Source organism: Pseudoalteromonas sp. SWN29 (genome assembly GCF_015864465.1).
Classification (GTDB): Bacteria; Pseudomonadota; Gammaproteobacteria; order Enterobacterales; family Alteromonadaceae; genus Pseudoalteromonas.
Genome location: NZ_JADYXE010000023.1, coordinates 1 through 12,346, shown reverse-complemented (window position 1 = coordinate 12,346; position 12,346 = coordinate 1). Strand labels below are relative to the sequence as shown.

Genomic DNA, 12,346 nt, shown 5'->3' with positions numbered 1-12,346 from the left:
ATCAATTAAAAGACGATCGGTCTAAAAGGATATCCCATGAGTAACCCAATTAAAGCCATTGTTATTAATAAAGAAGATAATAACTACAGCGCTTCATTATCTACTATCGAACATAGTGATTTACCAAACGAAAATGTATCTATTGACGTGCTATACAGCACACTTAACTATAAAGATGGGTTAGCAATTACTGGTAAAGGCCCCGTCGTACGCAGTTTTCCTATGGTGCCGGGCATTGATTTAGTGGGTACGGTTACACATTCCACCAGCGATGAATTTAAAGATGGCGATAACGTAATATTAAATGGCTTTGGTGTAGGCGAAAAACATTGGGGCGGACTTGCTAAAAAAGCAGCTCTTAATAGCGATTGGCTAATCCCCCTACCTTCTGGCATTTCGCCTAAACAAGCAATGCAAATAGGCACTGCGGGTTATACCGCTATGCTAAGTGTTATAGCGCTCGAAAAACAAGGTATTACTCCAGAGTCTGGCGAAATACTGGTAACCGGTGCTAATGGTGGCGTGGGTAGCTTTGCTATTTATTTATTAAATCAACTTGGGTTTAACGTTACGGCGGCAACAGGTCGATTAGATCAAAGTGAATATTTAAAAGAGTTAGGCGCATCAAACATAATTGACAGAAACGAGCTTTCAAACCCGGGTAAGCCTTTGCAAAAAGAACGTTTTGCAGCCGCGATAGATTCGGTAGGTAGTCATACACTGGCAAATATTTGTGCTTCATTAAAATATGGAGGTGTAGTGACAGCATGCGGACTTGCACAAGGTATGGATTTACCAGCATCGGTGGCACCATTTATATTACGTGGCATATCGTTAATGGGGATTGATAGCGTAATGCGCCCTAAAGCGGACAGAATTGAAGCATGGGATCGTTTAGCTAAATTAGTAAGCGCCGATTATTTAGATAAAATTTCGACAGAAATTACGCTTGATCAAGTAATTGATAACGCAGAGCAACTTATGGAAGGTAAAATTCGTGGTCGTGTTGTAGTTAATTGCCAAAGTTAAGCTATTTACTCTGTTAAAGCCTCGTTATTAAATTTATAATGCAATTTGTATTTTAATAACGAGGCAACACCTATGAGCAACCAAGAACTTTTCAGTAATAACCCACTGCAAGGCGTAAAATTAGAACAAGTGGTTGAAGAGCTGGTTGAACAATACGGGTGGGAACTCCTACACGCTTATTTACAACTTAACTGCTTTAAAAATAATCCTGATGTTAAGTCTGCGGTTAAATTTTTACGTAAAACACAATGGGCACAAGAAAAAGTAGATAACTTTTACCTGTACCGTCTTAAAAACTTACCTAAGCCTGATGATGTGCAATACGAATTGCCGCCACGAGATCGCGTTATCCCAGCTGATCATAAACCTGGTGAGCCATGTGAACTTAGTTTTGTTGATGCTAAACGTATTGTAGAGAAAAAAGAATCTAAGCAACGTGCCCGCGATCGTAAGCAACGTTCTAATTCAAGTAACCCTTGGGGTAACTAAAGCCACTTTAATATTATTGTAGAGTTATTTATAAGTAGCTCTACAGCTATCTCTCATTAACTTTAATTGTTACCCGCGCCCATATAATTCATAAGTGACTAATAAATGGCTAATAGATAGATAACTATTAATATCCTCGATTTTTCCAAAAATCTGTTTCAGTGTGCTCTGGCTCTAATGTCACATTAAATGTTTTATCAGCAATAATTTTTCCATTAAGCTCAAGGGTCATTCGCCAATCACCTAGTTTATTTTCTATTGGCAGCCAAAGTGTATCGCCTAAGTAAAAATTCCAATCACTATCTTTAACGTATACATCACCTTCAAAAGGGTCCATTACATCACCGTTACTGTCTGGAATATCAGGATGGTAAATACAATAATGAAGCTTTTCACCCCTACCTTTTTTAATATTTACGATTAAGCCAAACTCAATATCAACCTCAGCTATTACATTTGTTGTAAATTGCTCTATTTGTGGCAACGCTTTACTTTCACTGTCCCACTTGGAATATATTCCGTGGCTTTGTAACGTCACTACAGGTTTTGTTTTAGCCATTTAGGTAGCCTTTTATATTGCTTAATTAGTTTTAATTTAACTTTTTGGAATCTAAGCCTGAATTAGAGGAATAAAACACAATCACACAATCCAATTTTTTTATATTTAAACAAGCTTAGGATTTTTAGGGAAGTAGTGCTCTTCTTGGTGCTCACATAAACTAAACTCACGCGTATTTTTGTAAGGGAGTTTCATAAAACCAGCCACTCCCACATCTGTAATGTTTACCGCGTATTGCATAAGTTTATTAAGCAGGCGCTTAAACTCAACCTCTTTGGTAGAATCGAGCAATCGATAATAATGGTGAATTTTCATTCTGTCGGGCAGCGCTTCAAAAATAATACACCCCGTATGATGAATTTGGTTCAGCTCAAATACGCACTTAATAACTTTTTTAGGTAGTTGGAGTTGCTCATCTGGGTCTTTACCATCTTCAAAATATGAATGCGGGCGGGTTATGTCGTTTGCTTTCATGCTTACAACTTCGTATTCAAGCTCTGGTAGGCTATCAAACTTAAATGCACCCGTGCCGTCTCGTTCTAGTTGAATGGTTTTACGGGCATCAAACAAACAACACTTAAATAAACCTTTTTGATTAATCGCTTGTGCTAGCATCACGGTGTTATTTATCGCATCACTAAATGCATCACCCAATGATTCGTCATGCATAATTAAAGACGACTCAACAAACAATGAGTCATCCCTCCAATGAAAACTAAGCCCACCTACTACAGGGTACTTAGCTAATCGGCTTATTGATGCTAAAAATGCTTTTTCGGTATCGCCGGTATCAAACAAAAACTCTTTATAATAGCGGTCAAGTTGAGCGTCGTTTATATCTAGTAATTGTTGATTATGATCCGCCTGGCGTAAAAACTGTTTTCGTGAACTATATACAACCGTGTCGGGCTGCTCGTCGCTGCCATACCAAAAAGGGATATCGGCTTTTTTTTGCTTTTTATCAAGCTCAGGTAAATACGCTTTAGCCATAGTTATAATATTACGCATAAAGTAATCGCCAGCACCATCACGTATGGCCTTACTTTTAGAGAGCATACCATCAATAACTTTAGCCAGTTCTTTTGGGAGCCCTAAGCTGCTTGCAGGGATGGCTTGTGCACCAAAGCGGCACGACTGCGCCGACGCTAGCGCATACAACGTAGCGGCTACACCTTGTTCGTCAAATCGAGGGGATGATTGCTCCCCCGACATTTGCGCTTCACCAATAAAGTACACATCGCCCATACGGGCATTCGTTGTGCTTAAATCGCCCGACATTAAATCCATAAAGTTACTGGCAACAGGGTTACCATCACTATCGAGCTGTGCATACACAGAGCTGCCCCAATCCACTAACGAAAGCGCATCAGTGTTTGCATCCCACACAAGGTTTGAAGGCTTTATATCGCCATGCACAATAGGTTGTGGGCTAATGCCATTTTTATGGCTGCGTAAATCAACCAACACATTACGTAACCTAACCGCGAGAGCCATTATTTGCGCCGCACTAAAGCGGCCTGTTTTAAGCGATACTTTTTCAAGGTCCTCCCCAATGGCGCGTGCCATCATTAAAATCCCTTGTTTTTTAATACGCTCAAACGCATAAAAAGTAGGCACTAAGGGGTTGTTAATTTGCGAGAGCATATACGCTTCATCTTCTAGGCGGTCACGTATACTTTGAGCAAGCGTAATACGCGAAAACTTAAACACCCAAGGTAAGCCGTTATCATCATCACCGGCAAACACAAAGCCAAAAGCACCCGAGCCAATCATTTCAACGTTTTTATAGCCCAGCAGGGTTAACTGCTTAATACAAATATTAAGCCACTGACGATGCTTTTTAGCATCGCGGTGCGAAAGCAAATAAACAGATTGCTCTTCGTTGATGTAAAAATTGCGGATTTCTTTGGCTTTCAATACGGGCTCTCTAGTCTGTTAGTTTTATATAGTTACTTAATCCATTCGATTATTAGTTTTATGTAATGAGATTACAATAGCTTGAAGCCTAGTTTTTAAATTACACATATTTACTCACCTCTAAATAATTACAAATAACCAACAAATGTTGCATCCAATAAATTATCTAAGCCGTATTTAACTTAGCTGCATTTAATAACAAATACATTAAATAGGGATTTTAGTCATGAGAACATTAGCAATTTTAGCGCTGGGCACTTTGTATAGTGGTTATAGCTATGCAAACATAGAAAAATTAACCGTTTATGGCCACAGGGATGGGTTAATTGGTGAGTCAATCAGCGCATCTAGCGGTATTATTGGTCAAGGTGAAATTCAACAGCGCCCAATGTTAAGAAGCGCCGAAATGTTAGAGCTAATTCCAGGTATGGCGGTCACTCAACATAGCGGCTCTGGTAAGGCTAATCAATATTTTATTAGGGGCTTTAATTTAGATCATGGCACCGACTTTGCCACCAGCATAGATGGCATGCCAATTAATATGCGAAGCCTACTCAGGCTTTTGGGAATCTAACCTGCTACTTACTCCAAAACTTGAAGCAGCCGTGGGTGTGAGGTACGACTATTTCGATACTAACGTTACCAGTCTTGCCGCCGTAAACTCAGGTAAAGCAAAGGATGATTTAGTGAATTTTAAAGGGAGTTTAAATTACCGCTTTACTGATTTAGTCGCCGCATATGCTAATTGGGGGCAATCTTTTCATTCTAATGATGCGCGCGGCTCTACTATAAATAGTGACCCAGTCACAGGTGAGCAAGCAGAGTAAGTAGACTTATTAGTTAAAAGTGAAGGCGCTGAAATAGGCATCCGATTCGCTGATGAGCAAAAATTTAATTTATCGGCTGTACTTTGGTGGCTAACACTCGACTCAGAGCTATTATTTGTTGGCGATGCGGGTAATACAGAGCCAAGTGACGCATCTAAAGCGTTACGGATTAGAAATGAGCGCTTATTACTGGATTAACGACAGCTTTAGTATTGACGCGGAAGCCTCGTTTACGCATTCTCGTTTAGATATTAATGACGAAAATAATTACATTGAAGGCGCTGTACCAGTTGTTGCAAGTACAGGGGTAAATTGGCATATAACACAGCAATGGCAGTCATCAATTAGAGTTCGTCATATTGGCAAGCGTACATTAACCGATGATGGTGATAAACGCTCAGAGCCTCTAACAGTAGTAAATAGCGCTATTAGCTATGAGCAAACTCACTGGAAGGTAAATTTTGAATTACTTAACCTATTTAATAGTACCGACCACGATATAGATTACTACTATGCGTCGCGTTTACAGGGTGAGGCTGCACAAGGCGTTGAAGACTATCATTTTCACCCTATTGAGCCTAGAACAGCGCGACTAACATTAAGTTTATTATTTTAATATTTAGTAAGAACACAGCAGCACTGTATATAAAAACAGTGCCACTATGAATTGCTACTTACTTGCTAAATTATGTTCAAATAACCAGCAAATATCAGTTAAAAGATATAAATACCAATTTTTTAGGGAACAATACGAATTTGATCAACTGAATTTACATCAACATGTGTTTGATAATAATATTTATTGGTTTTCCTTCCTTTACTTAAAAAGTCGATGGTAACCCGCTTCGCTTCACCTGTTACTTCAATTGTTTTATCAATAAAAAATGTTTCGGCTGATTGTCCGTATTTTTCTGTGAGTTTAGCCGCTACTTTTGAATCAATTGAAATTGTAATAGCGCGTCGATCACGATAGTCATTTTCTGTATTTAAAAATACGTCACCGTACTGAGAGCCCGCAGTTTTAATATAAAACTTAAATGTACCGCTAACACCTTGTGGCGCGCTCTGCTCCGAAAGAGCTATTAAATTCATATTTGCAGTAGTGCCTTCGCCAAGCGCCGGTAATTGTTGTACAGAGCTGCAAGCACTAAGGGCCAGTACACTCAAAAGAGTAAGGTATTTCAAGATATAACATCCTTTTTTTATATGAAGATGTTAATAATAACATTTATTGGTTTATAGTTTCTATAAGTGAAACAAACTAAACCCTAATTAGTGCTTAGTTATATTTTATAAATACTAGGGAGCATTTCGCTGGGATGGGTTTGACTTAAAGCTTTTTAACATCTGCTCAGGATCTTCAACGTCACTCTGATTTTTAGCCGCTTGTGCCCACCAAATCAACTGCCCAAAAGTACGGTGAAAATAATTAAACCACGATGATTTCTCTTGCCCAACTTGCACAGAACCATCGTCATTAAATACTTCTTGTGCTTTTGGTACGTGGATCATTGCTGATACAGGTAAGCAGCCAAGCTCCGATAAAAACGAGCGCATACTTATTGCAGCTCTTAATCCGCCCCATTGCCCAGCAGAATAAGTAACAATAGCACTGGGTTTATACGAAAAGAGTGAGCTACCAAAGTGGTTAAGTAAGTCGCTCAGGGCTGGGCTCATACTATGGTTGTACTCGGGGCTGATCATTACATAGCCATCAGCCGCTTTAATTTTGTCTGCTAAAGTATTTAGCATTGAAGGCGCTTTGCCTTGTGCATATGAAAAATGAGGCTTAAACACTTTCTCGCTTGGGTAATCAAGTGCATCTATCAGTTCAAACTCATGATCTGAAAATTGCTCATTTAAACATTCAATGCAGGCTTTACCTACTCGCTCACCTAGTCGGGCAGGCCTAGGAGGTGTGCTATCTCGCACTGTCCCTAAAAACACTAAAATCTTCATATGTAATCCTTATATGTATTTGAATAACAGCTAAACACTAACATTTTTAGGTATTGTGTATTACACATATGCATTGTTGATCGATTTAATCATACAGCGAGGGTTTTATCCACTGAGCTCTGAACAGTCTAAAAGTAAAACACACAGCTACAAACACAACCTCGAAAAAGCGCGCCCTAATATTGATAACTTAGCCCCACACCACCCCAAAATATATTTCGAAGTGTCTCGTCGCCTGCAAAGCGTTTTTCATCTTTATTAAAGGCAATGCTATAGCTTATATATGTGTATAGGGCTAACTGATTAAAAAGCTGATACGACAAGTTTGCAGTAAACTTAACGTTGTTTACTCCGTTGTGCCCATCACTAACATACCCCGCGTTAAACCCCACGCCTGATTTAATATCTACTGATAGTAAATCGTTAATATAAAAATCCTTTTTTACTGCCATCTCCAAAAATGTACCGCTGGCATCAAATGAATGATAAACACTACTTAATAACTGAATATCGTTTGCATAATAATACGCAAAGTCGAGGCTTAGCTCATTATCGTGAGCATCAATGCCTTCTTCACGAGCTTTAATATAGTTATAACCTACATACATCTCTATCCGCTCAGATAAGTGAGCGGTATAAATAGCATTTAAATTCAGCTCTGAATAATCACTACTAATACCTTTTGCCGCCCAAGAGATCACCGCAAAGTTTTTATAATTAAACTCAGTAGCAATTGATGCAATGCCATTACCGGCAAGGTTATCTCGACCTTCGGTTACATATCGGCTTTCCCATAATGGGTGAATATGTAAATAAAACTCTTTATTTTTATAATTTACGTCAGTATTGGTATGCTTAATATTTCCGCCTACACCCACTTCAAGCTCTTGGTAGTGCTCTTGTGTTTTGCTTGTGCGTAAGCTGTATTTACTCCCGCTAGAGTCGTAATAACAAATACATATTTTAAATAGTGAGTCATTTATTAAGTCCAAAACCATCATAAATAGTAAAAAGTGGCGCATAGTATTGTTATAAAACGTGTTAGCGCAATAAATGGATGTATATATATTGTTTTATTTATTAGATTTTTAAGTATTTACTAAGTATTACCCATAAACTACAAGTTGCAATAAGCTCGGATTTCAACCAACAAACCTAAGCTATATAAGCACCGAGCAATGCTCTAGCAGGTACTTAATTTAATAGTTCAAATGATAGTTATAGTACTCACGGTGAGGTGTTCCCTATTGCAAAAACAGGAAAAGTATAAGTAGGAAGTGTAAAAAAAGTGCGGTAAAGGGGAAAACTATAAGCAGCAATAATTCGTTAAGCTGCTTATTATTCTTAAAATAATTAACCTAATTTGTTAGCCAGTTTAGTGACTTAAATAAGCCATAAGGGCAATAAGTGCAACATAAAAACAAAAACCTAATAAGAAGGTTAAATCCACTCTTTTAGCTTTACTCGCTTTATACGATGCAAAGTCTTTAAACTCACTTTTATACTGCCCAAACGTTACCACTTTTACTAGCAGCCACCCGGTTGAGTAAAATAAAAAGCTCAAACCCGTTTCAACTATTAGCCAAATAAAAATTTCAAATGCAATACTCATTAACTATGTCCATTAGTTTGGAATACAAAAACTATATCAGCTATGTGTTTAAAATACAGCCAGCTAAATTAATTAAGGTGTAACAGTAAATTTCATTAAACCTATTAGCTGGCCCGATTCTGTTACTACTTTTACCTGCCACTTACCCGTTGCATCACTTGGAAAGTTTACCTTGTGAGTCCATGCTCTATAACCTAGTTCTCGCCCACCGTTTATATTTAACGTAATTCGATCAACCTCTTTTTTATTATGTATCCACACATGAAATATTTTTTCGTTTAAACCTCTTGGTGCTTTAACAGCCGTCCAACTATATAAACCTTGATGGTGTAGCGTATAAGAATCTAACTGCTTAATACTCCCTACTGGCTTTTTATGCTGTAAATCAACCTCATGAGCTAACGTAATATCGGTTAATCGCAGTGCTGCAGGAGGCACAAAGCTGCGTAACTTCCAAACGCTGGCACTAAAAGCACATAAAATTAAAACTAAAATAGGAAAACGCCACCAGCGTGCATTAGGCATTAAGTTATTTAAACTTGGTAAGGTAACCACTACAGCTGTTACAAGTGCAGCGGCTAAACTTTGGCTAGTAGTCAAATTTAATAAAATAGGTAAGGTAACAAGTAAAACAACGAATAAAGCAAAGTTATGAAACACACTAAATAGCGTACGGTTTTTAGCAAGTTTTTTGTAATAAAATGGGTCGATTACCGATATAAGTGCACACAAAGCAATAAGGGAGGTAAAAAAAGCTTGAGGATGATCCCACTGCGTAACCGCTAAAAAAAATGGCAACGCAAAAAATAGGCTTTCTTGCTGCACCATTTGCAGAGCAAAACGCATAACATTAGGGGATACAGCCACACCAAACTTTTCTTCTACTTTGTCACGTAGCCAGTTATCAATAATCAGCCATAGCCAACTAACAAGCAAAAATATGGCAATAAATTGCGAAAAAGACTCTTTTCTATCTACCAGTGCAAAGCTAGCAACACCCGACAAAAATGACATCACAGCCAATAATCCAGGCCGCTTTTGCATCGCGCTTATAAATTTAGCAATTATATTTTTACAGTAATCCATTTATGAGTGTTTCCGTACGGGTATGTACTTTATTATTTTTATTCAGAGTATGATTAGTTTAACCAAGTTTAAATGAACAGCAGATAGATGGGCTTAAAACTAGCTATTTAACAGTTGATTACAAAAACAGCGATTAAATAGCATCATCCTAAAAAGCAGGTTGTTTGCTTATTTAAGCTCAGCGCAATTAAATAAAAGATCGGCATAGCGGTCCATTGGTACATTTATTAATTTTTGCAACGCGTTTGCTTTGGCCAGTAACTCATCCTGATTGAGTGAAGGCATTGTATTATTAAAAGCAAAAACAATTTTATTGTCGCCTTCAATAACAAAACTAAGAATCCTTCCTGAAAACTCTTTATCAAGCAGTTGGTCAAATACCTCTCTTTGCCCAACTTTGGTATGGCAAATATTAAGGACGAGTACACCATCAAAAGTGAGCGCATTTTTACAATCGCGTAAGTATGATGATTGTACTTGGTCTGACTCCATCCCCTCTGAGCTATATAAATCAGAAAAAATAACATCCGTTTTTATCTGCGTTTTTTTCATATAATTTGCCGCATTATCAATATGAATAAACAAACGTTTTGACACAGGAACTTCAAAATATTTTATAGCCATATCCGCAACGGCTTGACGATATTCAACGGTATGAATAGTCAGTGCAGGAAACGCATGATAAAGACTTTTTGCTATAGAGCCGGCCCCAAGTCCCATTATCATCGCGGTTTTTAAGTGCGGTATAAAAAAAAGCGCAGCCATCATAGCTTGCGTATAAGCTAAGCTTAACCCGTTAATATTATTTAATTTGATACAGCTTTGATAAATTTTCCCGTCAAAGCTGAGAATAAGATTCTTTTTTGTTTGATATACATAAACCGGGCCATGCTCATCAGTAACTGATGCAATACAAGTGCCTTTGATATCCACGAATACTCGATAGGTGAGGTGATGAAAAATAAGTATAACTTAGTTAACGCACTGGCATTGCCATTAATATGGTTTATAACGCTTTTATTAATAGATAAGCAGCTATGCAGTAATTAAGAAGTCTGTTTACTTTTTAAGATTAGCTAAAGTAGCTACTTTTATAGCTAACTTAAGCTTAAATAGTCATTACATTTACTATAAACAACGATGTAAAATGCTTAAAAATTAGCTAATGCACTGTTTTAAAAATAAAAAGCTCCTCTGAATATTCCTCATGATCAACATGAATAAAATACACCACAAACAAAAGGACGTCTAAACGGCTAAGCCTCCATGTCATATTTATATCATTTTTCCCGTTTACCCCGCCAATTTACGCCAACTCACATCTAACAATAATGATTAATGAATATGACTCATGTTTTATGTGAAATTAAACCGTTTTTCTTCATATACCAATCAACGTATAAATTACTCATCCCTTAGCGCTAAACACTATTACTAACAACTTAAAGCCGCTGAATAACAAAACCAGCACAGTAAGTTGCAAGGCTAATAAAGCGCAGAGCATCAATCAGGTTTAAATTATAAAATTGGATATAAACACGATGAAAAAAGATTTTACATTTAATATTAAGAGCGTTTCACTCGACGAAAATTATCATCCATCAACTAATACGCGTATCACAACCAACTTTGCTAATTTAGCCAGAGGTGAATACCGCAAAGCAAACTTGCGTAACGCATTAAACATGATTAACAACCGTTTTAATGCCCTAGCCCATTGGGATAACACCAAAGGTGAGCGTTATGCTGTTGAGCTTGAAATTGTTTCTGTTGAGATAGGTATTGAAGACGGCGGCGAAAGCTTCCCATCAATCGAAATATTAAAAACAAATATTGTTGATCATAAAACGAATAAGCGCATTGAAGGCATTGTAGGAAACAACTTTTCATCGTATGTTCGCGACTACGACTTTAGCGTACTCCTACAAGAGCACAATAAAGGCAAGCCTCAATTTAGTATTCCTGATGACTTTGGGGTTTTACATGGCAAGCTATTTCAGTCATTTGTAAATTCGGATACATACAAACAAAATTTTAAAAAACCACCGGTTATATGCCTAAGTGTGTCAGATAACAAAACCTACAATCGCACCGAAAACCAACACCCGGTACTTGGCGTAGAATACGAGCCAAATGAATCGTCTTTAACTGAGCAATACTTCAAAAAAATGGGCTTGCAGGTACGCTACTTTATGCCGCCAAATAGCGCCGCGCCTTTAGCATTGTTTTTCTTTGGTGACTTACTTAATGATTACAGCAACCTTGAGCTTATTAGCACCATTAGTACGATGGAAACGTTTCAAAAAATCTACAGACCAGAGATTTATAATGCCAATGCAACAGCGGGTAAATCATATAAACCAAACTTAAAAAACTTGGATCACTCACTAACGCAAATTGTGTATGACCGAGAAGAGCGCGGCAAGTTAGCAAATGAGCAAGGCAAGTTTGCACAAGAGCATTTTATCAAGCCGTACCAAACGGTTCTTGAACAATTTTCGGCTAACTATCTTTCATAACAATTGATAGTAACGAGCATTAATAATAACTAAAAATAACGCGCTTAACGCTACGTTTAATAATTAACTAAAATATACGGCATTATTTATCATGAAAAAATTACTACCTACCTCTACCGCTGGCAGTTTACCTAAACCTTTATGGCTTGCAGAGCCAGAAACACTTTGGTCACCTTGGAAATTACAAGGTGATGAATTAACCCAAGGCAAACACGACGCCCTACGCTTGTCATTATTCGACCAGCAACAAGCAGGCATTGATATTGTTAGCGATGGCGAGCAAACAAGGCAGCATTTTGTAACTACATTTATAGAGCACCTAAATGGCGTTGACTTTGAAAAACGTAAA

The 12,346-nt window shown here is 37.7% G+C and carries 14 protein-coding genes and 1 pseudogene; 7 read left to right on the top strand and 8 right to left on the bottom strand.

Annotated elements, in window-relative coordinates; all coding sequences use genetic code 11:
• Positions 1 to 36 precede the first annotated feature (36 nt).
• Together acuI and I6F53_RS10410 are read left to right on the top strand one after the other, a co-directional pair.
• Positions 37 to 1,029 (top strand): acrylyl-CoA reductase (NADPH), encoded by a 993-nt coding sequence (gene acuI / locus I6F53_RS10415; RefSeq protein ID WP_197239476.1) that lies wholly within the window; start codon positions 37 to 39, stop codon positions 1,027 to 1,029.
• 72 nt (positions 1,030 to 1,101) lie between these two features.
• Positions 1,102 to 1,518, top strand: a complete 417-nt coding sequence (locus I6F53_RS10410; protein ID WP_007582761.1) for a VF530 family DNA-binding protein — start codon at positions 1,102 to 1,104, stop codon at positions 1,516 to 1,518.
• A gap of 127 nt (positions 1,519 to 1,645) precedes the next feature.
• Here I6F53_RS10410 and I6F53_RS10405 read toward each other — a convergent pair whose 3' ends face one another.
• Positions 1,646 to 2,077: a DUF3859 domain-containing protein gene (locus tag I6F53_RS10405; protein ID WP_197239474.1), complete on the bottom strand. Its 432-nt coding sequence runs from the start codon at positions 2,075 to 2,077 to the stop codon at positions 1,646 to 1,648.
• Positions 2,078 to 2,182: 105 nt separating this feature from the next.
• Complete coding sequence (locus tag I6F53_RS10400) at positions 2,183 to 3,994, bottom strand: protein kinase domain-containing protein (protein ID WP_197239472.1); 1,812 nt, start codon at positions 3,992 to 3,994, stop codon at positions 2,183 to 2,185.
• A gap of 226 nt (positions 3,995 to 4,220) precedes the next feature.
• On the opposite strand from I6F53_RS10400, the gene I6F53_RS20600 reads away from it, so the two are divergent.
• The 3 genes from I6F53_RS20600 (at position 4,221) to I6F53_RS20590 (ending at position 5,437) form a co-directional block, all read left to right on the top strand.
• Positions 4,221 to 4,568: a TonB-dependent receptor plug domain-containing protein gene (locus I6F53_RS20600; protein ID WP_231615099.1), complete on the top strand. Its 348-nt coding sequence runs from the start codon at positions 4,221 to 4,223 to the stop codon at positions 4,566 to 4,568.
• Complete coding sequence (locus I6F53_RS20595; protein ID WP_231615100.1) at positions 4,519 to 4,821, top strand: TonB-dependent receptor domain-containing protein; 303 nt, start codon at positions 4,519 to 4,521, stop codon at positions 4,819 to 4,821. The genes I6F53_RS20600 and I6F53_RS20595 overlap by 50 nt, the downstream gene beginning before the upstream one ends.
• A 175-nt stretch (positions 4,822 to 4,996) precedes the next feature.
• On the top strand, positions 4,997 to 5,437 hold the full coding sequence (locus I6F53_RS20590) for a TonB-dependent receptor (RefSeq protein WP_231615101.1): 441 nt from the start codon (positions 4,997 to 4,999) through the stop codon (positions 5,435 to 5,437).
• A gap of 122 nt (positions 5,438 to 5,559) precedes the next feature.
• Here the strand turns inward: I6F53_RS20590 and I6F53_RS10390 are convergent, their stop codons facing one another.
• From I6F53_RS10390 to I6F53_RS10365, 6 genes are all read right to left on the bottom strand, one after another.
• Positions 5,560 to 6,006 carry a hypothetical protein gene (locus I6F53_RS10390; protein ID WP_197181053.1) on the bottom strand — a complete coding sequence of 149 codons (447 nt, stop codon included), beginning with the start codon at positions 6,004 to 6,006 and terminating at the stop codon, positions 5,560 to 5,562.
• Positions 6,007 to 6,120: 114 nt separating this feature from the next.
• Positions 6,121 to 6,780, bottom strand: coding sequence for an NADPH-dependent FMN reductase (locus I6F53_RS10385; protein ID WP_197239471.1), 660 nt, complete (start codon positions 6,778 to 6,780; stop codon positions 6,121 to 6,123).
• Positions 6,781 to 6,956: 176 nt separating this feature from the next.
• Complete coding sequence (locus tag I6F53_RS10380) at positions 6,957 to 7,772, bottom strand: hypothetical protein (RefSeq protein ID WP_231616577.1); 816 nt, start codon at positions 7,770 to 7,772, stop codon at positions 6,957 to 6,959.
• Positions 7,773 to 8,155: 383 nt separating this feature from the next.
• Positions 8,156 to 8,392, bottom strand: coding sequence for a hypothetical protein (locus I6F53_RS10375; protein ID WP_197239469.1), 237 nt, complete (start codon positions 8,390 to 8,392; stop codon positions 8,156 to 8,158).
• Positions 8,393 to 8,464: 72 nt separating this feature from the next.
• Entirely contained in the window at positions 8,465 to 9,478 is a 1,014-nt protein-coding gene (locus I6F53_RS10370; RefSeq protein WP_197239468.1) for a DUF5924 family protein, read from the bottom strand.
• Positions 9,479 to 9,646: 168 nt separating this feature from the next.
• Positions 9,647 to 10,411 (bottom strand): ATP-binding protein, encoded by a 765-nt coding sequence (locus I6F53_RS10365; RefSeq protein WP_197239467.1) that lies wholly within the window; start codon positions 10,409 to 10,411, stop codon positions 9,647 to 9,649.
• Positions 10,412 to 11,019: 608 nt separating this feature from the next.
• Here I6F53_RS10365 and I6F53_RS10360 point away from each other — a divergent pair.
• Together I6F53_RS10360 and I6F53_RS10355 are read left to right on the top strand one after the other, a co-directional pair.
• Positions 11,020 to 11,997, top strand: coding sequence for a DUF1852 domain-containing protein (locus tag I6F53_RS10360; RefSeq protein WP_197239465.1), 978 nt, complete (start codon positions 11,020 to 11,022; stop codon positions 11,995 to 11,997).
• 91 nt (positions 11,998 to 12,088) lie between these two features.
• Positions 12,089 to 12,346 (top strand): annotated as a pseudogene (locus I6F53_RS10355) (methionine synthase); the annotation flags it as partial.

Coding starts and splice junctions, on each gene's coding strand:
- I6F53_RS20600 (WP_231615099.1), top strand. CDS start 4,221: ATGAGAACATTAGCAATTTTAGCGCTGGGCACTTTGTATAGTGGTTAT.
- I6F53_RS10405 (WP_197239474.1), bottom strand. CDS start 2,077: ATGGCTAAAACAAAACCTGTAGTGACGTTACAAAGCCACGGAATATAT.
- I6F53_RS10385 (WP_197239471.1), bottom strand. CDS start 6,780: ATGAAGATTTTAGTGTTTTTAGGGACAGTGCGAGATAGCACACCTCCT.
- I6F53_RS10410 (WP_007582761.1), top strand. CDS start 1,102: ATGAGCAACCAAGAACTTTTCAGTAATAACCCACTGCAAGGCGTAAAA.
- acuI (WP_197239476.1), top strand. CDS start 37: ATGAGTAACCCAATTAAAGCCATTGTTATTAATAAAGAAGATAATAAC.
- I6F53_RS10360 (WP_197239465.1), top strand. CDS start 11,020: ATGAAAAAAGATTTTACATTTAATATTAAGAGCGTTTCACTCGACGAA.
- I6F53_RS10375 (WP_197239469.1), bottom strand. CDS start 8,392: ATGAGTATTGCATTTGAAATTTTTATTTGGCTAATAGTTGAAACGGGT.
- I6F53_RS10370 (WP_197239468.1), bottom strand. CDS start 9,478: ATGGATTACTGTAAAAATATAATTGCTAAATTTATAAGCGCGATGCAA.
- I6F53_RS20595 (WP_231615100.1), top strand. CDS start 4,519: ATGGCATGCCAATTAATATGCGAAGCCTACTCAGGCTTTTGGGAATCT.
- I6F53_RS20590 (WP_231615101.1), top strand. CDS start 4,997: ATGAGCGCTTATTACTGGATTAACGACAGCTTTAGTATTGACGCGGAA.